This window comes from Georgenia subflava (genome assembly GCF_009193155.1).
GTDB classification, from domain to species: Bacteria; Actinomycetota; Actinomycetes; order Actinomycetales; family Actinomycetaceae; genus Georgenia; species Georgenia subflava.
Genome location: NZ_VUKD01000003.1, coordinates 259,742 through 280,550, shown reverse-complemented (window position 1 = coordinate 280,550; position 20,809 = coordinate 259,742). Strand labels below are relative to the sequence as shown.

General features: G+C 72.8%; 20 protein-coding genes. 5 read left to right on the top strand and 15 right to left on the bottom strand.

Annotated features, from left to right (window positions below; translation table 11 throughout):
* A complete protein-coding gene (locus GD748_RS11330; RefSeq protein ID WP_152195312.1) occupies nucleotides 1-900 on the bottom strand; it encodes an ornithine carbamoyltransferase in 900 nt (299 codons plus the stop codon).
* A gap of 303 nt (nucleotides 901-1,203) precedes the next feature.
* Between GD748_RS11330 and GD748_RS11325 the strand changes: the two genes are divergently transcribed.
* Entirely contained in the window at nucleotides 1,204-2,328 is a 1,125-nt protein-coding gene (locus GD748_RS11325) for a hypothetical protein (RefSeq protein ID WP_152195311.1), read from the top strand.
* A gap of 131 nt (nucleotides 2,329-2,459) precedes the next feature.
* Here GD748_RS11325 and GD748_RS11320 read toward each other — a convergent pair whose 3' ends face one another.
* From GD748_RS11320 to GD748_RS11285, 8 genes are all read right to left on the bottom strand, one after another.
* A complete protein-coding gene (locus GD748_RS11320; RefSeq protein ID WP_152195681.1) occupies nucleotides 2,460-2,978 on the bottom strand; it encodes a MerR family transcriptional regulator in 519 nt (172 codons plus the stop codon).
* 259 nt (nucleotides 2,979-3,237) lie between these two features.
* Nucleotides 3,238-3,813 carry a bifunctional nuclease family protein gene (locus tag GD748_RS11315; RefSeq protein WP_152195310.1) on the bottom strand — a complete coding sequence of 192 codons (576 nt, stop codon included), beginning with the start codon at nucleotides 3,811-3,813 and terminating at the stop codon, nucleotides 3,238-3,240.
* Nucleotides 3,814-3,861: 48 nt separating this feature from the next.
* Nucleotides 3,862-4,653: a transcriptional regulator FtsR gene (ftsR, locus tag GD748_RS11310; RefSeq protein ID WP_226921224.1), complete on the bottom strand. Its 792-nt coding sequence runs from the start codon at nucleotides 4,651-4,653 to the stop codon at nucleotides 3,862-3,864.
* Nucleotides 4,650-5,147, bottom strand: coding sequence for an FHA domain-containing protein (locus GD748_RS11305; RefSeq protein WP_152195309.1), 498 nt, complete (start codon nucleotides 5,145-5,147; stop codon nucleotides 4,650-4,652). The genes ftsR and GD748_RS11305 overlap by 4 nt, the downstream gene beginning before the upstream one ends.
* A gap of 94 nt (nucleotides 5,148-5,241) precedes the next feature.
* Complete coding sequence (locus GD748_RS11300; protein ID WP_152195308.1) at nucleotides 5,242-6,147, bottom strand: DUF881 domain-containing protein; 906 nt, start codon at nucleotides 6,145-6,147, stop codon at nucleotides 5,242-5,244.
* On the bottom strand, nucleotides 6,144-6,476 hold the full coding sequence (locus GD748_RS11295) for a small basic family protein (RefSeq protein ID WP_152195307.1): 333 nt from the start codon (nucleotides 6,474-6,476) through the stop codon (nucleotides 6,144-6,146). Before GD748_RS11295 ends, GD748_RS11300 begins: the two co-directional genes overlap by 4 nt.
* Nucleotides 6,477-7,376 (bottom strand): DUF881 domain-containing protein, encoded by a 900-nt coding sequence (locus tag GD748_RS11290; RefSeq protein WP_152195306.1) that lies wholly within the window; start codon nucleotides 7,374-7,376, stop codon nucleotides 6,477-6,479.
* 35 nt (nucleotides 7,377-7,411) lie between these two features.
* Nucleotides 7,412-8,032: a CDP-alcohol phosphatidyltransferase family protein gene (locus tag GD748_RS11285; RefSeq protein ID WP_226921222.1), complete on the bottom strand. Its 621-nt coding sequence runs from the start codon at nucleotides 8,030-8,032 to the stop codon at nucleotides 7,412-7,414.
* 176 nt (nucleotides 8,033-8,208) lie between these two features.
* Here GD748_RS11285 and GD748_RS11280 point away from each other — a divergent pair, with 176 nt between their 5' ends.
* The gene (locus GD748_RS11280) at nucleotides 8,209-8,844 is read left to right on the top strand and encodes a DUF4126 domain-containing protein (protein ID WP_152195305.1); all 636 of its coding nucleotides are present in this window, start codon (nucleotides 8,209-8,211) and stop codon (nucleotides 8,842-8,844) included.
* 63 nt (nucleotides 8,845-8,907) lie between these two features.
* Nucleotides 8,908-9,900: an LLM class F420-dependent oxidoreductase gene (locus tag GD748_RS11275; protein WP_152195678.1), complete on the top strand. Its 993-nt coding sequence runs from the start codon at nucleotides 8,908-8,910 to the stop codon at nucleotides 9,898-9,900.
* A 36-nt stretch (nucleotides 9,901-9,936) separates the two neighbouring features.
* Here GD748_RS11275 and GD748_RS11270 read toward each other — a convergent pair whose 3' ends face one another.
* From GD748_RS11270 to GD748_RS11255, 4 genes are all read right to left on the bottom strand, one after another.
* Complete coding sequence (locus GD748_RS11270) at nucleotides 9,937-10,692, bottom strand: RNase H family protein (protein ID WP_226921220.1); 756 nt, start codon at nucleotides 10,690-10,692, stop codon at nucleotides 9,937-9,939.
* A 108-nt stretch (nucleotides 10,693-10,800) separates the two neighbouring features.
* The gene (pepN, locus tag GD748_RS11265) at nucleotides 10,801-13,425 is read right to left on the bottom strand and encodes an aminopeptidase N (protein ID WP_226921219.1); all 2,625 of its coding nucleotides are present in this window, start codon (nucleotides 13,423-13,425) and stop codon (nucleotides 10,801-10,803) included.
* A 241-nt stretch (nucleotides 13,426-13,666) separates the two neighbouring features.
* A complete protein-coding gene (locus GD748_RS11260) occupies nucleotides 13,667-15,475 on the bottom strand; it encodes a thiamine pyrophosphate-binding protein (protein ID WP_152195303.1) in 1,809 nt (602 codons plus the stop codon).
* Nucleotides 15,476-15,477: 2 nt separating this feature from the next.
* Nucleotides 15,478-16,248 carry a cyclase family protein gene (locus GD748_RS11255; RefSeq protein ID WP_152195302.1) on the bottom strand — a complete coding sequence of 257 codons (771 nt, stop codon included), beginning with the start codon at nucleotides 16,246-16,248 and terminating at the stop codon, nucleotides 15,478-15,480.
* A gap of 383 nt (nucleotides 16,249-16,631) precedes the next feature.
* Between GD748_RS11255 and GD748_RS11250 the strand changes: the two genes are divergently transcribed.
* Both GD748_RS11250 and arfB read left to right on the top strand, forming a co-directional pair.
* Nucleotides 16,632-17,117, top strand: a complete 486-nt coding sequence (locus tag GD748_RS11250) for a DUF6328 family protein (protein WP_152195301.1) — start codon at nucleotides 16,632-16,634, stop codon at nucleotides 17,115-17,117.
* 6 nt (nucleotides 17,118-17,123) lie between these two features.
* Nucleotides 17,124-17,555 (top strand): alternative ribosome rescue aminoacyl-tRNA hydrolase ArfB, encoded by a 432-nt coding sequence (arfB, locus tag GD748_RS11245; protein WP_152195300.1) that lies wholly within the window; start codon nucleotides 17,124-17,126, stop codon nucleotides 17,553-17,555.
* 123 nt (nucleotides 17,556-17,678) lie between these two features.
* On the opposite strand, the gene GD748_RS11240 is transcribed toward arfB, so the two are convergent.
* Together GD748_RS11240 and GD748_RS11235 are read right to left on the bottom strand one after the other, a co-directional pair.
* Nucleotides 17,679-18,095 (bottom strand): VOC family protein, encoded by a 417-nt coding sequence (locus tag GD748_RS11240; protein ID WP_152195299.1) that lies wholly within the window; start codon nucleotides 18,093-18,095, stop codon nucleotides 17,679-17,681.
* An 85-nt stretch (nucleotides 18,096-18,180) separates the two neighbouring features.
* Entirely contained in the window at nucleotides 18,181-20,724 is a 2,544-nt protein-coding gene (locus GD748_RS11235) for a DUF222 domain-containing protein (RefSeq protein WP_152195298.1), read from the bottom strand.
* Nucleotides 20,725-20,809 lie beyond the last annotated feature (85 nt).

The window sequence follows — 20,809 nt, the reverse complement described above, 5'->3', positions numbered from 1 at the left end:
TCAGCCGAGCGCGCGCTCGACGATCGCGGCGTGCGTCGGCGCGAGGTTCCGCTTGGCGGCGAAGCTGATCGACCGCGGGTCGGCGAACGCCTCGGCGGTGACCTCGTCACCCCGGTGCACCGGCATCGCATGCATGAGCAGTGTGTTCTCCCCTGCCGCGTCGAGCGTCTCGGTGCCGATCCGGTACGGCTCGAACGCTGTCCGGCGACGGCCCGGTACGCGGGCGGACGCCGGCCAGGCGTCGGTGTAGATGACGTCGGTGCCGGCCACACCCTCGGCGAGGTCGTGCATCACGGTCACCCGTCCCCGCTGCCCGCGGTCGACCAGGTCCTCGCGGAACTGCTCGTCGAGGGAGTGCCCGGGCGGGCAGACGTGCCGGACCTCGAGCTCGAAGCTGACGGTCAGCTCGCACCACGAACGCAGCACGTTGTTGTCCTCCCCCACGAAGGTCAGGGTGACGTCGTCGAGGTGTCCGCGCCGCTCGAGCACGCTGAACGCCTCCGAGAAGACCTCCACCGGGTGCCCCGCATCGGTCATCGCGTTGATCACCGGCACCTGGCACGCCGCAGCGAGCTCGGTGACGGCGGCGTGGTCGCGCGCGCGGACCACCACGGCGTCCACCGCGTCGGAGAGGATCGCGGCGGTGTCGGCGATCGGCTCCCGCTCGCCCAGCACCACCGGCAGGTCCACGCGGTGGGCGCCGACTGCGTCGATCGCGGTGTCGTACGCCAGCCGACTCCGGAAGGCGGGGCCGTCGAAGATCGTGGCCACCCGACGGTCGGCGAACCGCCTCCGACGGCGCGAGCGCTCGTCCTTCCACCCCGCGGAGGCGAGCCACAGCCACTCCAGGTCGGGGCGTCGGAGGTCGAGGAGCGTCAGTAGGCTCCGGTCGTGCGGCACCGTGCCAATCTACCGGCTCGCGCGTCGTGAGCACGCCGGTAACCGGACGTAGCCGTCCCGAACGCGGCCGACGTCCGCCCCGAGCGCGGCCTGCGTCCGTCCCGAGCGCGGCCGACGACCCTCCCGAACGCAGCCGACGTGCGTCCCGAACGCGGCCGGCGTCCGTCCCGAGCGCCACCAACGTCCGTCCCAAACACCATCGGCTTCCGTCCCGAAACGCCACCGGCGTCCGTCCCGAGCGTGGCCGCGTGCGGGCGCCGGACGCCGCGCGACCCCCGGTCGCTCCCCCGTTACCCTGTCGACGTGCCCCGCTCCCCCGCCCCGTTCCGCCGCACGGCCGGACGGGTGGCCGGCATCCTGACCGTGGCGCTGCTCGCGCTCGGCCTCGCCGCGTGCGACGACACCACGACCCAAGACGGGTCGACGACCGCCCTCGAGGACCGGCTCGCGTCCATCCCGGACGTCGAGGACGCCCGCGTCCGTCTCCAGACCGGCGGTGACGGGTACGTCAGCCTGCAACTCGGTCTCACGCCCGGGGCGCGGGCCGGGCAGGTCACCCCGGTCGTCCAGGCCACCAAGGCTGCGGTGGAGGCCTCCGAGCACGTCGACACCGAGCTCATCGTGTACATCGACTGGGTGGACGGGGAGCGCTCCTACGAGATGGGCATGATGGGCCAGGTGCGCCTGCTCGGGGCGCTCGGCAACGAGGTTCCAGCGATGGCCGAGCTCATGCAGCACGACTTCGGCAGCACGCGGGTGTGGGTCGACGAGTACGGCGAGGACGGCGCCCAGTACGGCCGGGACATCGACGTCACCGTGACACCGGGCACCCCCGACCGGGCGCTCGTGCGGATCTTCCACGCCCTGCACGCTCAGCTGCCCGACCAGCAGCAGAGCACCCGCTTCGACATCAGCTACCACGACTACAGCGCGGACGGTCCGCGCGACGGACGACGGGTGGGCATCGACGCGCGGGCCCCCGCACCGGTGGTGGCCGCCGTCGACCGGATCATGCGCTCGCCCGAGCCGCGCGGGTGGGACGGCGCCACCGATCTCTCGGTCAGCACGGGCGGCTACGGCGCGGACCCGGCCGACTGGTACGTCTCCGTGCACGCCCGCCTCACACCGGCGGACCTGGCCGACGCGCCGGAGGACGAGCTCGCCGACCGCGCCGGCGACGACGTCGTGACCGCCGCGGCCGAGCACCTCGCGGAGGCGCTCGTCATGGACGGGCCGGAGGCGATGCTGGACGTCACGCTCGCGAGCGCCGAGGGCCACGCCGACGTGGGCGGCTTCTACTCGGCCAGCTGTGCGGAGGCCTGGGAGGACGAGAGCGGCCGCTCCCGCCAGCTCTGGGAGGCCTGGGTCGGCGCGGGCGGGCAGCCGACCCAGGACGGCGCGACCGCCACCGAGTGCCCGGACGCCTGAGCGTTACCGCCGGAGCTCAGCCGGCGTGGCGCGCGGCCACCCAGTGCCCCGAGCAGTTCGCCAGGGCAAGGTGCTCTACGTCGGCGTCGACGACGCCGGGCACGGCGGACGCCTGAGCGTCGCTGCTGAGCTCAGCCGGCGTGGCGCGCGGCGCGCCGACGGGCCAGCTCGTCCTCGACGGCCGGCTCCTCATCGTGGGCGCGCTCGGTGGGCAGCTCGGCGAGCGACCCCTCGACCTCGCGCCAGACGCGGCCGACGGCGATCCCGAACACGCCCTGACCGCCCTGGACCAGGTCGATCACCTCGTCCGCGGAGGTGCACTCGTACACGGACGCGCCGTCGCTCATGAGGGTGATCTGCGCGAGGTCCTCGACGCCGCGCTCGTGCAGGTGGGTGATGGCGCTGCGGATCTGCTGCAGCGAGACGCCGGTGTCCAGCAGCCGCTTGACGACCTTGAGCACGAGGATGTCGCGGAAGCTGTACAGCCGCTGGCTCCCCGAGCCCTTCGCGCCACGGATGCTCGGCTCGACCAGCCCCGTGCGGGCCCAGTAGTCGAGCTGGCGGTAGGTGATGCCGGCGGCACTGCACGCCGTGGGCCCCCGGTAGCCGGTGTCCTGGTCCAGGTCGGGCAGCGTGTCACCGAAGAGCATGCCCTGGGCGCGCTGGGGGACGCCGGTGACGGCGTCGGCCGTCGCATCAGTGCCGCTCACAGGGTTCTCCGTTCGTCCGCGTCCCTCGTGCCCCAGCCTTCAGGTCACGAGGATACCGCTGCCTCGCTGCTGATGGGTGACACGCTATGACCGCACCCCACCCAGGTCAACGAGGCTGGCCGCGGCAACCTCCGGCGTGTCGCAGGTCGCATGTCTGAGTCTCGACCTCAGGTCGAGACCCGCGGCGCGCGTCCGTCGCTCAACCCGCGCCGCCACCCCGCGAGCCGGGTCCCGGACCGTCGTCGTCGTTCTCCCCCGGCGCGGCGAAGTCCTCGGGCTCGACGTCCTCGAGGAACGCACGGAACTCCTCCATGACCTCCGGTGCGCCCTGCGCGGTCAGGTCGGCCTGCGGCTGCTCCTCCTCGGCCTCGTCGAGGCCTGCCTCCTCCACCGGGACGCCCGCGAGCGTGAGCAGGGTCTCCTCGCACAGCACGGGGCACCGGGCCCGCAGGGCGATCGCGATGGCGTCCGAGGGACGCGCGTCGACGATCTGTCCCCCGCTCAGCACGAGCTCGGCGTGGAAGATCCCGTGGACGACCTGCGTCACCCGCACCTCGCTCACCGTGACGCCGAGGCGGTCGAGGATCGAGACCAGGAGGTCGTGCGTGAGCGGCCGCGGCGGCACCAGCCCGGCCTGCGCGGAGGCGATCGCGGCGCCCTCCCGCGGGCCGATGACGATCGGCAGCACACGGGCGCCCCCGGGCTCGCCGAGCACGACGACCACCTCGTTGCCAGGCACGCTCACCCGCACGCCGAGCACCACCATCTCGCGCATGCGGCAACGGTACGTCCCCCGCCGGGCCCGCGCCCCTGGAACAGCGGGTCAGCCGAGCTGGTCGACGGCGGTCCGGAGCAGCTCGGCGTGCAGCCGGGCGTACAGCTCGGCCAGCTCCGCGGCCTGCGCGGCGCTGCGCTCCCGCGCGACGCCGGAGCGCTGCGAGCGTGTCGGTGCGACGACCTGGTCGATGACGTCGGCCTGGCGCTCGGCACCCGTGCGCACGGTGCGCAGGTGGCGGGCACTGATGCCGTGCCGGGCCAGCGCCAGGGCGGCCTGGACGACCTGCACCGCCCGTCCGGGGAAACGCCCGCGCGTGTCGGCAAGCACGAGCCCGGCCTGGGCCATCTCGTCGAGCTCGGCCTCGCTCGCCCCGGTGAGCTCGCACAGCTCCGCCGCGCTGACACGCGCCCCGCTCGGCGGTGTCACGAGCTCGCCGTCGCGGGTGACGACACGGGCGCGCGACGGCTGCTCGACGGCGCGCCCGGCGTCGAGGTCGGCGAGCTGGTCCCGGATGACACGCAGGGGCAGGTAGCTGTCACGCTGGGCGGTCAGGGCGAAGCGGATCCGCTCGGCGTCGGCGCGCGAGTACATCCGGTAGCCGGAACCAGTCCGGCGCGGCGTTACCAGCCCCTGCTCCTCCAGGAAGCGCAGCTTGGAGATGCTGACCGCCGGGAACTCCGGCTTGAGCACGGCGAGCACGCCACCGATGCTCATCGACGGCTCGTGCGAGACCTCCGGCGGCCAGCTGACGGCCTCCGACCGGTCTGCCGGCGCGGCGTCGTGGTCGACCCTCCCGGCGTCACGCTCGGCGGGGTGGCGTCGTACGGCGGGGCTCACCGCTCGTCAGCACCTGCACCTGCCCCGCCGCGGTGCGGGCTGGGGTGGTAGGTGAGCCGGTACTTGCCGATCTGGACCTCGTCCCCGGCGCGCAGCACCACCGTGTCGATGCGCTCACGGTTGACGTAGGTGCCGTTGAGGCTGCCGACGTCGCGCACGGAGAACCCGCCGTCGACGGCCAGGAACTCGGCGTGCTTGCGCGAGACCGTGACGTCGTCGAGGAAGATGTCCGAGTTGGGGTGGCGTCCGGCGGTGGTGCGCTCGGCGTCGAGAAGGAAGCGCGCCCCGGCGTTCGGGCCCCGTTGGACGATGAGCAGGGCGGACGCAGGTGGCAGCGCCTCGACGGCGGCGGCGTCGTCGACGCTGAGCCCCTGGGCGACGAGGTCGCTCTCGGTCTCCTGGCCGATGGCGCCGAACCTGGCCGTGCTCGTGGAGTCCGGCCGCTCGGTGCTGCCCGCGCCGACGCGTTCGGGCTGCTCCGGGGTGCTGGTCATGCGCCTGCCTCCTGGGTCTGCTCGCTCGTGGGGCCGATGCCCGCTGTGCTGAGGTCCACTCTAGAGGTCCGCGGGCCCGTGGCGGGACCGTCCCTCACTCCGCCGCCTCCTCGGGCGGCACGGGAACGGCGTGCTCGGTCTCCTCGAGGGTGCGCACGGCGGTGATCTGCACGTCGTCGGACTCCTCCACGGTCGCGGTCCCGCCGGCGTTGCGCACGGAGGCGAGCGCCCCGCCGTGGATGTTCAGCGCCACGGCGAGGGTCTCGGGATCGCCGATCGCGGTCCACTCGTACGGCGGTGAGATCTCGGTGCCGTCGACGACCATGCCGTCGACCTCGTCGTCCAGGATCCAGCTGCTCGCGGTCAGCCGCTGCCCGGACAGCTCGACGGACTCGGCGCCGGCGTTGCGCAGCTCTTCGAGGATCGTGACCATCGTCTGGGCGCGAACGCCGCCGCCGGGGTCGTGGACGGTCAGCTCGATGCCCGGCCCGTGGACCGGCAGAGTCCCCGCCAGGATCCCGCGGGTGCGGGCCTGGGCCGCCGCAGCCTCCTGCGCCGCCTGCCGGGTGTCGGAGCTGCTGCGCAGCTCGGCGAGGTCCTGGCGCAGGTCGACCTGCTCCTCGCCGAGCTCGGCGTTGCGCTGGGTGAGCTCGTCGAGGAGGCGCACGAGGTCGTCCTGGCGCATCGCTGCCAGCGCGTCGCCCTGGGTCTGACGCACCTGGGCGACCACGCCGAACCCGAGGCCGGCGCACAGCAGGGCGACCACGACGTGGGCGAGGGAGAGCTTCGGTCCGAGCATCTCCCGCCAGGTGGCGGCACGCTCCTCGGACGGCGCCGTGGCGCCTTCGCGGGGAGCGTCGTCCCGGGGTGCGTCGTCCCGGGGTGCGTCGCCCCGGGGTGCGTCGTCGCGTCGTGCGCCGTCGTCCCGGGGGGCGTCGTCGGCCGCGCCGACCGGCTGCTCGCCCTCGCCGGCCTGCCCTGCCCCGTGCCGCCCGCTCATGCCCGGAAGACGTGGCGGCGGATCGCCGCGGCGTTGGAGAAGATCCGGATGCCCAGGACGACGACGACGGCCGTGCTCAGCTGCGTCCCGACACCGAGCTGGTCGCCGAGGAAGACGATGAAGGCGGCGATGAGGACGTTGAACACGAAGGAGACGACGAAGACCCGGTCGTCGAACACGCCGTCGAGGCGGGCCCGCAGACCGCCGAACAGGGCGTCGAGCGCGGCGATGACCGCGATGGGGAGGTAGGGCTGGAGCGCCACCGGCACCGTGGGGTCCAGCAGCACGCCGGCGACCACACCGATGAGGAGGCCGATCACCGCTAGCACTCAGCTCACCTCCGTGTCGTCGGCCGACCCGCGACCGGCGGCGGCATTCTGGCCCGAGCCTGACACATCCGCGGGCGCACGCGCCACGTCCTCGCCGTCCGGCGCCTCCTCGAGCGGCTCGGCGAAGCGCAGGTTGCCCGTCGGCAGCGCGGCGAGCTCGAGCTCGTCGCTGGTGGAGATCTCGACGGTGATGTCGTAGGCGGTCCGGAGCACCCCGAGGTGGGTCGAGGCCGGGGTGCGGGTGAGGTCCGTCTGCATCTGGGCCGGGTCGCCGATGACCTCGATCACGTACGGGGAGAGCACCGGGTCGAGGTTGACGAAGATGGCCTGGCCGGCGGTTCGGATGGCGCTGGTGGAGCTCAGGCGGTGCCCGTCGACGGCGATGGCCTCGGCGCCGGCGGACCACAGCGAGTTGACGAGCACCTGGAGGTCGACGTCGTGCACACGCTCGTCGTCGGTGTCCGGCTGCCCCGCCTGGGCGGCTGCGGAGTCGGCGAGCTCGATGACCAGGCCCGGACCGGTGACCCGCGTGTTGCCCGACGCGACGCCGAGGCGGCGCACGTTCTCCTGGTACTTGGCGTCCTGACCGGCCAGGGCCTCGCTGCGGAGCCGCTCGGTCTCCGCGAGGATCTCGGCGTTGGTGGCCGCGAGCCGATCGCCCGTGGCGCTGCGGTCCTCGATCTCCTCGACGAGCAGGGCGCGGGCCGGCAGCACCCCTTCCTGGGGTGCCCGGAGCTCGCGCGTCGCCCACACCCCGCCGAGCGCCATCGCCGCGCAGGCGAGGACGACGACGCCCTGGCGCCACCAGGCCAGGGAGCGCACCGGCCGGGGCCGGTTCCTCGCCACGCCGGCGTACCCGACGTCGAGCGGGTGCTCCTGCATCTCGCGGAGCAGGGACATCGTCTCGTCCGGGCGCCGCCCCCCAGGCTGCGCGCTCACGCGGTGCCCGGCTCGGCCCGTCGGTCCCGGCGCACGATCTGCACCACCTGCTCGACGTAGAGGAACGCGGCGAACCAGTACAGGCCCACGCCCCACAGCGCGCTCGCCCAGCCGAAGGTCCAGGCCAGGCTCCCGACCAGTCCGGGGACGTTCGCCAGGAGGAGCAGCGGGAACGCGTACATCAGCGCGAAGGTGCCCGCCTTGCCGGCGAGGTGGACGGGCAGCGGCCCGTACCCGTGGCGGGTCAGGATGGGCATCAGGCAGGCGAGGACGACGTCGCGCAGCACCACCAGCGCGACGAGCCACCACGGCACGAGGTCGCGCCAGGCGAGCGCGATGATCGTCACGAAGATGTAGAGCCGGTCGGCCGCCGGGTCGAGGAGCTGGCCGAGGCGGCTGGTCTGGTCGAAGATCCGCGCGACGACCCCGTCGAGCCAGTCGGTGACGCCGGCGACCACGAGCACCACGAGCGCGGCGGTGTCCCGCTCGGTGAAGATGAGGACGCCGAACACCGGCACGAGGAGCAGCCGCAGGAACGAGATCATGTTCGGCACAGTCCAGACACGGTCCGAGACGGCCCGGCCCGCGCTGCTGTCCTGGGGCGCCTGGGTGCTCACCGTCCCAGGGTACGCAGCGGCCGGGCCTGTCGAGGGCCGACACGAGCCGGATCCACCGGTGCGTTCTGCCAGGTCCGTCGGCGCGTGACGCAGCTTCGTAGGTGCGGGTCGCAGCTCCGTGGGCGCGGGTCACAGCTCCGTGGGCGCGTGTCGCACCCGCGTGGGACCCTGCTCCCGTGCTCGAGCTGCTGACGGGGTCCGGCCTGGCGATGGCCGCCGGCCTCAACGCCTACATCCCTCTGCTGGGGCTCGGTCTGCTCTCGCGCTTCACCGACCTGCTGTCGCTGCCCGCCGGATGGCAGTGGCTCGAGAGCACCCCGGCGCTCGCCGTTCTCGCCGTCCTGCTCCTGGTGGAGGTCGTGGCGGACAAGATCCCCGCCGTCGACTCGGTCAACGACGTCCTGCAGACGGCGGTGCGGCCGGTGTCGGGCGGCATGGTGTTCGCCGCCGGCTCGTCCTCGGAGACGACGGCGGTCACGGATCCCGCGAGCCTGCTCCAGGACTGGCGGTGGGTGCCGGTCGTGCTCGGCGTCCTGCTCGCCCTCACCACCCACACCACCAAGACGCTCTCCCGGCCGGTGGTCAACACCGCCACCGTGGGGGTCGGCGCCCCCGTGGTCTCCACCGCCGAGGACGCCTCCGCCGTCGGCCTGGTCATCGCCTCGGTCCTGCTGCCGGTGCTGGTGGGGCTGCTCGTCGTCGTCGTGCTCGTGCTCCTGGTCCTCGCGGTGCGGCGGCGGCTCGCCGCCCGATCCACGCCGCCGCGTTACACCGCCCCAGGCGCCTCCGAGGGCCGGCCGGACCGGCGCTGACCTGCTCTGAGACTGGAACTGCCCCGCGGCGCCGCCGCCCCTACGCTGTCGCCCATGACTCCCATGAGATTCGGACTGTTCCTTCCGCAGGGCTGGCGCTTCGACCTCGTCGGCATCGACGAGTCCCAGCACTGGCCCACGATCTCGAACCTCGCCCGCAGGGTTGACGGCCAGGACCTGTGGGAGTCGGTCTGGGTCTACGACCACTTCCACACCACACCGGTCCCCAGCGAGGAGGCCACCCACGAGGCGTGGTCGCTGATGGCCGCGCTCGCCGCGAGCACCGACCGGGTGCGCCTGGGGCAGATGTGCACGTGCATGGCCTACCGCAACCCGATGTACCTAGCGAAGGTGGCCGCCACCGTCGACCACATCAGCGGCGGCCGCCTGGAGATGGGGATCGGTGCCGGCTGGTACGAGCACGAGTGGCGCGCCTACGGCTACGGCTTCCCGCGTGCCGGGGTGCGGCTGAAGATGCTCGAGGAGGGGGTGCAGATCTTCCAGCAGGCCTGGCGCGACGGGGTCGCCACCTTCCACGGCGAGCACTACGACGTCGACGGCGCCATCTGCCGGCCGCTGCCCCTCCAGCCGGGCGGGGTCCCGCTCTGGATCGCCGGCGGCGGCGAGAAGGTCACGCTCCGCATCGCCGCCGAGCACGCCCGCTACACCAACTTCGACGGCACCCTCGAGGGATTCACCCGCAAGAGCGCGCTCCTGCGCGAGCACTGCGAGGCCGTCGGCGCCGACTTCGACCAGATCACCCGCACGTCGAACTACAACGTGATGCTCGGCGCCAGCGAGGCCGAGGTCGCGCAGAAGTTCGAGGCCCACGCGGCCCGGCTCTCCTCCCACATGGACTCCGACAAGGTCGAGAAGCAGCTGCGCGGCTTCCGCGACATGCCGGCCTTCGGCACCCCCGAGCAGGTGGTCGAGAAGCTCACGGCGCTGCGTGAGCAGGGCCTGGCGTACGGGATCTTCTACTTCCCCGACGCCGCCTACACGACCGAGACGATCGCGCTCTTCGAGCGCGAGGTCATGCCGGCCCTGGCCGGCTGACAGGCTGACAGGCTGACCGGGTGACCGGCTGACCGCTCAGCGAACCCCGGCCGCGGTGGCCGCCCGCGCGGCGGCCACCGCCAGGACGTCGGCCTGCTCGTTGTGCACGTCGCCGTTGTGACCGCGGACCCACTCGAAGTCCGTCAGGCCCGTGCGTGCCTCGAGCTCGGCCATGATCGCCTGGACGATCTCCAGGTTCTCTGGGACCTTGCCGTCGCCCTTGCGCCAGCCGCGGCGCTGCCACCCCTTGGCCCACGTGGTGGCGATGTTGATGACGTACTGCGAGTCGGCCCGGACGAGGAGGTCGACCTCGCGCCCGGCGTGGCGCAGCGCCTCGAGCAGCGCGAGCAGCTCGCCGATGTTGTTGGTGCCGTGGGGCAGCCCGCCGGAGCCGGTCTCGCCCGTGGTCTGGTCCACCCATGCCCACCCGGTCGGTCCGGGGTTGCCGAGCGCGGAGCCGTCGGTGGCGACGACCTTGCCGTAAGCCGACGTGTCCCGTGGGGCGGCGTCCGTCTTCGCCCGGCTCTTCGGCCTGCCCGCCCCGGCCGCGGCAGCGTCAGGCTCGAGACCACGGGCGGCGAGCAGCGCCACGACCCGGTCGGTGTGCCACACGTAGAAGACTGTCCCGTCGCGCATGGTCCGGTCGGTGGCGAGCTCCTCGGCGAGGGCCTTCTCGGTGGCGCGCGAGCCGTCCTTGAGGCCGAGCTCGCTCAGGTGCACACCGATCTGCCGGGCGGTGAGCCCGAACCGGGTGCCGAGCTCGGTCTGGGTGGACCAGGTCTTCGCTGCCAACGTCTCTCCTCCGGGTGGGTCCGGCGCAGTGCCGAGCGCGGTGTCCGGCGCGGTGCCGACGCGGTGCCGGCGACCCGACAGCCTACGTCGCCGGAGCCTCCCGGCCGGTCAGGGGCGCGCCGCGGCCTGGGCCCGCAAGGAGCGGAGCAGGTGGTCGTGGCCCTCCAGCACGAGACGGCGCAGCCCGGCGGGTGCGTCGGCGTTGTCCGCGAGCCAGGTGGACGCCCGGGCCGCGACCGGGTGGTCGGCCGGGTCCAGGCCGGGCTCCACGTCCTGGTGGCTCGGGTAGAGCCCACGCACGAGCCGGCCGGCGATCTCGATGCTGTGCCGCGCCCAGATCTGCCGGAGCGCCTCGAAGTACGGCTCGGTGTAGGGCGCCGTCAGCTCGCGGTGCCAGGGCTGGGTGAACCCGCTGATCGTGGCGTCGACGTGGTCGTTGCTGAGCGAGCGCGGGGTCAGCAGCGTCTCCCACGAGGTCGCCTTGACGTCGGCGTCGGGGAAGCTCGACACCGCGGCGAGGTGCTGGGTGGCGCCGTCGGCCGTGCGGTCCCGCTCGAGCTCGCCGTCGAGATCCTCGAGGCTGGCCGCACCGACCGCCGCGAGCGACTGCCACAGCGCCCAGCGCAGCTCGGGGTCCATCGGCAGGCCGGCCACCGGCTCCGTGCCCTGCAGGAGTCCGCGCAACCGGGGGGCGACGGCAGGGGTCGTCGCCGCGGCGCGTGCCAGCGAGCGCGCCCAGACCAGCTGCGCGTCGGAGCCCGGCTCGGCCTCGTGCAGCCTGGCCCACGAGCCCCCGGCGAGCCTGGCGCGCAGGTCCTCCCGCTGCTCGGGCGGGGCGTAGCGCTCGACGGCGGTGCGCGCGTCGGTGACCAGTCCGACCAGCACAGCGCTGTCGTCCTCGGTCGCGCCGTGGCGCAGCACCAGCTCGACGAAGTGCTCGGCCGGCAGCAGCGCGTCCCGGGTGGCGTTCCACAGCGCGGACCAGACCAGGGATCTGGCCAGCGGGTCGGACAGTGCGCCGAGATGCTCGGTGGCCGTGGCGAGCGAGCGCGGGTCGAGCCGGACCTTGCCGTAGGTGAGGTCGTCGTCGTTGACGAGCACCAGGGCAGGCACGGGCAGCCCCGCGGCCTCGGAGACGTCTGTGACCGCGCCGGTCACGTCCAGCTCGAGGCGATGGGTGCGCACCAGCTCGACCGTCTCGTCGTCGCGGCGGTCCCGCAGGTCGTAGAGGCCGACGGCGAGCCGGTGCGGGCGCAGCACGGTCCGGCCGGTCAGCGGGTCGGTGGCGTCCTGGCGCACCCGCAGGCTCGCGATCCGGTCGCCGTCGGCCTGGAGCTCGGCGGTCAGCTCGGGGGTGCCGGAGGTCTGCAGCCACAACCGGGCCCACTCCCCCAGGTCCCGGCCGGAGGAGGCCTCGAGCGCCCGCAGCAGGTCGGGCAGCGCGGTGGTGGCGAAGGCGTGCTCGCGGAAGTAGCTGCGCGCCCCGGCGAAGAAGGCGTCGGTGCCGACGTAGGCGACAAGCTGCTTGAGGACGGCGGCGCCCTTGGCGTAGGTGATGCCGTCGAAGTTCTGCTTGGCCGCCTCGAGGTCGGTGATGTCGGCGACGATCGGGTGCGTGGTGGGCAGCTGGTCCTGCGTGTAGGCCCAGGCCTTGCGCCGGTTCGCGAACGCGACCCACGCGTCGGTGTACTCGGTCGCGGCGACCGAGGCGTGGGCGCCCATGTAGTCCGCGAAGGACTCCTTGAGCCACAGGTCGTCCCACCACCGCGGGGTGACGAGGTCGCCGAACCACATGTGGGCCATCTCGTGCAGGATCGTGTTGGCGCGGCCGGCGTGCTGAGCCCGGGTGGCCGCCGAGCGGAAGACGTAGGACTCGGTGAAGGTGACGCAGCCGGGGTTCTCCATGGCGCCGAGGTTGTACTCGGGCACGAGCACCTGGTCGTACTTGCCCCACGGATAGGGGTAGGCGAAGTGCTCGTGGAAGAAGTCCAGGCCCTGCGCGGTGACGGTGAGGAGGTTCTCGGCGTCGAGGTGCTCGGCGAGGGACGCACGGCACAGGACGCCGAGCGGGACCTCGAGGGTGCCGCCGTCGGGCAGGGGTCCCGACCAGTGCCCGTCGACGCGATGGTACGGACCGGCGACGACGGCCGTCAGGTAGCTCGACAGCGGCGGCGTGGGGGCGAACTCGGTGGTCGCCGTCCCGTCGCCGCGGTCCTCGACGGCGACGGCCGGCTGGTTCGACAGGACCTGCCAGCCCGACGGCGCGGTGACGACGAAGGTGAAGGCCGCCTTGAGGTCGGGCTGCTCGAGGACGGCGAAGACGCGCCGCGAGTCGGCGGGCTCGTACTGCGTGTACAGGTAGGTCTGCCCGTCGACGGGGTCCACGAACCGGTGCAGGCCCTCACCGGTGCGGGAGTAGGCGGCCTCGGCGACGATGATGACCTCGTTGTCGTCGACGAGGCGGTCGACGCTGATCCGGGCGCCGTCGTAGCACGCGTCCGGGTCGAGGGCACGGCCGTTGACGACCACGGAGCGCACCGCCGGGCCGACGAAGTCCAGGAAGGTGCTCGGCGTGGTGGAGGCGAGGCGCACGGTCGTCGTCGAGGTGAACGTCGGCCGGCCGGGGTCGGTCGCACCGCTGAGATCGAGCTCGACGCGGTAGCCGCGGACGTCAAGGTGCGCGGACCGCTCGGCGGCCTCGGAGCGGCTGAGGTTCTCGGTCGTCGTGGTCACCGTGGCACTCAACCACACGCCTCGCCGGGTGGTCGCGCCCACCGGTTCCCCACCTCCATGGACTGACGCCGCCCCGGCACCAGCGTCGACCGGACAGGCCATGCTCGCCTCGACGTCGAGGGTCCACCCTCGAGGAGCACGTCCGGCTCCTCCCAGCATCCTCGTCGACAGCCCCACGGTCTCGACGGACGGCCCGGGCCGCAACAGGGACCGGTGCCACGGGCTCTCGAGCAGAGCCGGCTCAGTGGCCGAAGGCCTCGGCGAGCCACCAGGAGGGTTCGTCCGCGCGCACCTTGGCGTCGATCAGCAGCGGGGTGTCCCGCGGCCCGTCGAGCCAGGAGCTGACGCCGGCGAGGTCGGCGACGGAACGCACGGTCACTGCGGTGAAGCCGTAGCCGCGGCCGATCGCGGCGATGTCGGTGGGCGGGAAGACGACGGTGCCCAGATCGTCGCCGTCGGGACCGAAGTGGTGCACCTCGGCGCCGTAGGCGTCGTCGTTATAGACGACGACCACCATGGGCAGTCCAAGACGCCGGACCGTGTCGAGCTCGGCGGTGCTCATCAGCGCCCCGCCGTCGCCGAGGGCAGCCACCGGGAGCCGGTCCGGCCGGGCGAGCGCGGCGCCGACGGCGGTGGCCAGGCCCAGCCCGATCGACTGGAACGCCTGGGTGAAGCAGAACCCCGCCTCGTCGGGGACCTGGAGGTACATGCTCGGGTAGCCCATGAAGTTGCCCGAGTCGACGGCGACGACCCGCTCGGCAGGCAGCAGGTCGTCGAGCCTGATGGTGAGGGTGCGTGGGTCGATCCGGTTCTCGCCTGTGTCGTCGGGGCCACCTACGTCGGTGAAGGGCACGTCGCGCCAGCGCAAGGAGGTGGCCAGGCGGTCACGAACCTCACGGGTGCGGTACCCGGTGCCGACGTCGCCACCGCCGCGACCGGGAGGGACGCCGGCATCGCCGTCGAGGCGCACACCGCGGTCGAACCGTAGATCGCCGTCACGACCCGTATCGCTGTCACGGTTCGTGCCGCCGTCACGACCCGTGTCGCCGTCACGGTTCGTACCGCCGTCACGACCCGTACCGCCGTCGAGCCGCGCGAGCGCAGCCTGCGCCGTCGCCGTGACGTCGCCGAGGACCCCGAAGGTCAGCTCACGGTGGGTGCCGAGTGCATCGGCGGTGTCGTCCACCTGGACGACGGTGGCGCCGTCGCCGATGAGCCTGCCGTGGCGCATAGTCCACATGTTCAGGGCGCAGCCCCAGCCGATGACGAGGTCGGCGCCGTGGATGAGCTCGGCGGCCAACGGTGAGGAGAACCCGCCGGAGACGTCGAGCGAGAAGTCCTGGTCGTGGAAGAGTCCCTTGGCGACGGCGGAGGTGGCCAGCAGTGCTCCGCACCGGTCGGCCAGCGAGATCAGCGCCTCGCGTGCCCCGGGCGAGCGGGCACCACGCCCGGCGACGAACACCGGACGGGCCGCCGTGCCCAGAGCCTCGACGAGCCTGTGGAGCTGGTCGCCCGGCGGCACCAGAGCCTCCGGCGGGACGGGGAGGTGGACCGGGCCGTGCTCCGGGGCTGGCCGGTCCTGGATGTCGAGCGGCAGGTTCAGGAGGACGGTACGGCGCTGGTGCAGCGCCGTCGCCACGGCGTCGACGGTCTCGCCGACGGCGGTTTCCGGGGAGGTGATCCGGACCGGCACCGCTCCGACCGCCCGGGCGAGGGCATCCTGGTCGACGGCGAAGTTCGAGGTCGGCGAGGTCGCCTCCGGGGCGAGCACGACGAGCGGGGTGCGGCTCTTGGCTGCCTCGGCGATGCCCGTCATCGCGTTGGTGAGGCCGCAGCCCTGGTGCACGCTCAGCGAGGCCACGGCGCCGGCCGTGCGGGCGTACGCGTCAGCCATGGTGGCCGCGCCGCCCTCGTGCCGGGCTGCGACGAACCGCGCGCCGGCGTCGACCATCGCGTTGGTGATGTGGAAGTTTCCGGATCCGACGACGCCGAAGACATGATCGACACCGAGGTCGACCAGGGCGCGGCCGACCGCCTCGCTCACCCGCACCGTCAGTCCTCGACGAGGGCGAGCACCCGCACCGGTGAGCCGGAGCCGCCGACGATCTTCAGCGGCGCGGCGAGGACCACGGCACCCGTCGGCGGGAGCTGGTCGAGGTTCTGCAGCTGGGCGAGGCCGTACTTGCCGTTGCCGAGCAGGTGCGCGTGGCAGGGGAAGGCGGGGTCGAAGGAGTGTGCTGAGCCGGCGTCGGTGCCGACGGTCTCGACGCCGATGCCCTGCAGCGGGGACTCCTCGGCGACCCAGCGGGCGCACTCGGCGGACAGTCCCGGGCTCGTCGGGCCGGTCTCGGTGTTGTTGATCATCTCCTCCTGTGTCGCGCGGGAGGACCAGCCGGTGCGGCACAGGAGCCAGCCGCCGTCGGGAAGCGGGCCGTGCTCGGCCGCGAAGGCCTCGACGTCGGCCACCTCGATGAGGAAGTTCGGGTCGTCGGCGACACGGTCGGTCACGTCGAGGACGACGGCGGGCGCCACGAACGCCCCGACGGGCACCGCGTCGACGTCGGGCAGCTCCTTGCCGGTGACCCAGTGACTCGGTGCGTCGAAGTGCGTGCCGGTGTGCTCGCCGGTGCGGAAGTTGTTCCAGTACCACCCCGGGCCGCGGTCGTCGTAGCGGCTGATCTCCTCCAGCTGGAACTGCGCGGTCTGCCCGAACTGCTCGGGCAGCTCGAGCAGCGGCGTCGCGTCGGAGAGCGGCGCGGTCAGGTCGACGACCCGCACGGATCCGGCGGACAGGGCGGTGAGGAGGTCGGTCAGCACGGGCATCGTTGCTCCAGCGGGTTCGGCGCGCACGGCGCGGGTGTGGTGGTGCTCGGGAACATAGCCGAGCCGGCGACGCGCCGTGGGCGGGACCGCACGGTGGACCGGTCCTGGTGGGCCATGCAGATCGGCCGGCCCTACGCTGAGTTCCGACCAGCTGGGAGGTGCCCGTGACCGACGACGAGCAAGCGCGCCGAGGTCATCGGCGCGACGAGCGCGTGCGCGCGGCGACCGGCGGGCGCCCATCAGGTGACGGTGGGCGGACGACCGACCGCTCTGCCGACGGTCGCCGGAGGACCGACCGCTCCGCCGACGGTGGCCGAACGACCGACGACTCTGCCAACGATGGGCGGACTACCGCCGTCGCCCGGCCGGGCGACGGCGAGCAGGTGGCCGACGGCGAGAGCAAAGGCCGCCGTGAGACACCGGAGGAACGGTCGGACCGCAACTGGAACGAGCTCCTCCAGGAGCTGCGCGTCACGCAGACCGGCGTCCAGCTGCTGACGGGGTTTCTTCTCACCCTTCCATTCCAGAGCCGGTTCGCCGACCTCGCACCGGACCAGGTGGGCATCTACCTCGTGCTGGTCGTGCTGGCGGCAGCGGCGACCGTGCTGCTGACGGCGCCGGTGACCATGCACCGCCTGCTGTTCCAGCGGCGGCTCAAGGCAGAGATCGTGCGGACCGGGCACCGGGTCGCCATGGTGGGGCTCGGCTGCCTGGCCCTCGTGGTGACCGGAACGGTGCTGCTCATCTTCGACGTCGTCGTCAGCCGCGAGGGCGCCCTCTACGCCGCCGGTGGAATCCTGTTCCTGCTGGTCGTCGGGTGGATCGTCGTGCCGTTCGTGTTCGCGCGACGCCGCAGCGACGCGGGCTGAGCGGCGATGGTCGTTCGTGAGCCGGTCCGGGTGGCTGCCGGGGTGAGCATCGACCCGTCAGAGCTGCAGTGGCGCTTCTCGCGCTCCGGCGGCCCGGGCGGTCAGGGGGTGAACACCACCGACTCCCGCGTGGAGCTCTCCTTCGACATCGGGGTCTCCGCGGCGCTCACAGACGCCCAGCGTGGCCGGGTGCTGGATGCCCTTGGTGGCCGCCTCGTCGGCGGCGTCCTCACGGTCACCGCGTCCGAACGGCGTTCGCAGTTGCAGAATCGGCGCAGTGCCCAGGACCGGCTCGTGGCACTCCTGGCTGAGGCCCTCGCTCCCCCACCACGGGCGCGGCGGCCGACCAAACCGTCGCGCGGGGCGCTGCGGCGCCGCACCGAGGCGAAGCAGCGGCACAGTCGGACCAAGCAGCTACGCCGCCGGCCGAGCGACTGAGCCGAGCCACCGCGGACTTTTCGACCGCGGAGGTTCGACCGCAGACGTGACGTTTCGACCTTCCCATCGTCGCCCTGTCGTCGACACGACCGGCGGCTTACCGCCGTCGTGGACGTTGCTGGGTCAGTCGAGAAGGGTCGCGCCTTCCTCCGTCACCCGCCAGAACGGGTTGTGAGCTATCTCCCACGCGTGCCCGTCCGGGTCGGTGAAGACACCCGAGTAGCCGCCCCACTCCGTCGGTGCCCCGCGACGGCGCACCTGGCCGCCTGCGTCTTCGATCGAATCGAGAATCGAGTCGACCTCCGCCGGGGTGCTCACATTGTGCGCGAGCGTGATCCCGCCCCATCCGCCCGAGTCGACGGCGACGCTGTCCTCGGCCAGGAGTTCCCGGTCCCACAGCGCGACGACGATCGCTCCTGCCTGAAAGAAGACAGTCCCCTCGACGATCCTGTCTGGCTCCCACCCCAACCCGCGGTAGAACGTCAGCGATCGCTCGAGGTCGCGAACGCCGAGAGTCACGAGACTGAGACGTTGGTCCACACCTCGAAGGTAGTGCCAACCGCTCCGAGGAGTGCTGTCCCGAGTGATGTCGGCGGTTCAGCGACGTACAACGTTGCAGACGTCGTCAGAATTGTGGGTCGCCGGCATGGGTCGCGTAGTAGCCGGGAAGGCGGGTGATGGTGCCGTCGATGTTGCGGCGGTAGGCGTGCCCGGTCGGGGTGATCCACTCGAAGACGCCGGGCTCGGGCTGGGTGACCTGGGCCTGGCCGTTGGTCTTCACACTGTGGTCGCGCACGCACGCCGGACCGAGATTCTCCGCGCTGGTCGCACCGCCCTGCGAGGCCGGCACGGTGTGATCGAGCTGGCACCTGGTCGCAGGGGTCGAGCACCCGGGCCGGATACACGTCTTGTCCCGCTCACGCACATACACGGCCAGGTCCGCCGGAGGCCGGTACCGACGCCGGCCGACATCAAGCACCGCACCGGAGAGCGGGTCCGTCACGATCCGCCGCCACGTCCCACCAGCAGCGATCGCCCGCGCCACGTCCGCGGTGACCGGCCCGTACCCGACGAGCTCGGCGACCTCCGACAACGGCGGATCGTCCCAGAACCGGGCGCCGGGGCTCTCCGCCGCGGTACCGGCATCGACGCCGGCTACCGCGGTGGCCTCGCCGGCGGAATCGGCGGCGTCGGTGCGATCGGCTGTCGCGGCGGCGGTACCGCTGCCGTCCGCGCCGGCGGTCACCGTGGTGTCGGTGCCGCCGACGACGCGCGTGCCACCAGTGTCGGCGGCCGTGCCGGCTCCGGTGGGCTCGTGCGGTGGCAGGGCGACCGAGAGCGGGACGACCAGGCGGATCTCGGTGCGGTTGGTGCGCGCATCCCCCAGCCGCATCGCCGGCCCGAAACGCAGCCGGCGAAGCAGCTCTGGCAGCACCCCCAGCGCCGCGGCCACGCATCCGCACCCATCGCCGTCCGCAGTGCCGCAGCACGGCACCGAAGGCACACCACTCGCCTCGTCGGAGGCGGCCACAGCTGTGCCCTCACCGGTGGCAGACGCACCTGTCCCCACACCGGCAACAGGCGCACCGTCCCCCTCACCGGCAGCAGGCGCAGCCGTCCCCTGATCACCGGCAGCAGGCGCAGCTGTCCCCTCGTTGCCGGGTTCAGGTCCCGTCGAGACCACTACGGTGCTGCCAGCCGGGTCAGACTCAGGCTCTGCCGCGGCCGACGTCGACGGTGCCGGTGATGCCAAGCAGTCCGGGACCCCGCTCGTGGCGGATGCCGCCGAACCATCGGTCTCCAGACCGCCCGCCGACACAGCACCGCCACCGCCAGCCGCCGCGCCGGGCACGGAGCTAGCCGCCGCACCGGGCTCGGAGCCTGCCGCCGTACCGGGCACGGAGTCGGCCGTCGCGCCGGCCGTCGCGCCGGGCGCCTCGCCGGGCAGGGAGCCGGGGCGTGTCTCACCGGGTGGGCCGGTGCTGCTGCGCGGGGGTTGGCCGACCCACCGGCTCTCCATCGCACCCGCAGACAAGGTGAAGAACGCATCCGCACGCAACTGATCCCTGCTCCGCGGATCCCCACCGGCCTTCGCCGCCGCCGCGACCGCGTCCAGCACCAGATCAACACCGACCAGATCCTGCGCCGCCCCCACGACATACATCGACGCCATCCCATCGGGCAACGGCCGCGGATGCGTCACATGACGCTCCCGCCTCGCCCGCGCATGCGCAGCCGCAGCATCCTCCGCGTCCACAGCGATCAACGCCTTGGCCAGACCCCGCGTCAGCTGGTGCACCGTCTGCTCCCCGGCCTGACCCAGCACCTCCTGCTCGACGAACCAGGCCACCGCACCAGGCCGGTGCGCCAACGTCGTGACGATCTCCGCCGCCTTACGCGCATCGATCCGCCCGCTGCTCAACGCCCGCCCCGTCGCACCGAACGACCCCTCGATCCCCCGCCCCAGGGCGATGAGCTTCTTGCTCTCCCCCTTGGTGATCCCCAACCGCAACGCGATCTCCTCCGGCACCGCCGCCGCCTCCGGATCCCGCGACCCGAACCGGGCCGGATCAAAGACCTCCGCATGCGAGAGCTGCGCCGCCGCCCGCGCCGTGACCGAGGCCGCCCACGACTCCACCCGCCGCGCCGCCGCCAGCACCTCCACCAACGCGTAGTCGTCCAACGAGGCCAGATCCAGACCGTCCAGCTCCGCCGCCAACGCCTGCCCCGGCTCAAGCACCGCGAGCACATCCACCGGCATATCCAGACAATGTCGGCCCGCCGGACCGCGTCGGGCACCGCCAGCGCCGGTGGCATCGACGACACCGCGGCCGTCCTCGTCACCCTCTGTGTCACCGACGATGTCGTCATCGTCGTGGTCGCTGCCCGAGTCGTCGAGCAGCTCCCATGCCACCGGATACCCCTCGGCAGCCAGCACCGCCAGCTTCTCCGGACCCGCAGCCTTCAGTTCAGCCACCTGGGCAGCCACCAGGACCCGCTCGGCCGCCAGCGCCTCCTCGACCACCGCAACCATGTGCTCGCACACCCCACCCGCGGTCGCGAGATCACAACACTCGTCGGCATCGGGCAACTGGGCGTGCGGACGAGCCGGGGCCGACGGCGGCGTCATCGCCTCGTCGTCCGACCGATCCCGCTCGTCCTTGAACATGCTCCAACACTAGTTCGAGGCACTGACATTCCGGCGGGCACGTCGCTCACCAGCGGTGATGCCGGCAGGAGGCACCAAGACGACC

Coding starts and splice junctions, on each gene's coding strand:
- GD748_RS11300 (WP_152195308.1), bottom strand. CDS start 6,147: ATGAGCGGGCGGCACGGGGCAGGGCAGGCCGGCGAGGGCGAGCAGCCG.
- GD748_RS11290 (WP_152195306.1), bottom strand. CDS start 7,376: ATGTCCCTGCTCCGCGAGATGCAGGAGCACCCGCTCGACGTCGGGTAC.
- GD748_RS11235 (WP_152195298.1), bottom strand. CDS start 20,724: ATGTTCAAGGACGAGCGGGATCGGTCGGACGACGAGGCGATGACGCCG.
- arfB (WP_152195300.1), top strand. CDS start 17,124: ATGGTCGTTCGTGAGCCGGTCCGGGTGGCTGCCGGGGTGAGCATCGAC.
- GD748_RS11320 (WP_152195681.1), bottom strand. CDS start 2,978: ATGCTCTTCGGTGACACGCTGCCCGACCTGGACCAGGACACCGGCTAC.
- GD748_RS11305 (WP_152195309.1), bottom strand. CDS start 5,147: ATGACCAGCACCCCGGAGCAGCCCGAACGCGTCGGCGCGGGCAGCACC.
- GD748_RS11255 (WP_152195302.1), bottom strand. CDS start 16,248: ATGCCCGTGCTGACCGACCTCCTCACCGCCCTGTCCGCCGGATCCGTG.
- GD748_RS11275 (WP_152195678.1), top strand. CDS start 8,908: ATGAGATTCGGACTGTTCCTTCCGCAGGGCTGGCGCTTCGACCTCGTC.
- GD748_RS11315 (WP_152195310.1), bottom strand. CDS start 3,813: ATGCGCGAGATGGTGGTGCTCGGCGTGCGGGTGAGCGTGCCTGGCAAC.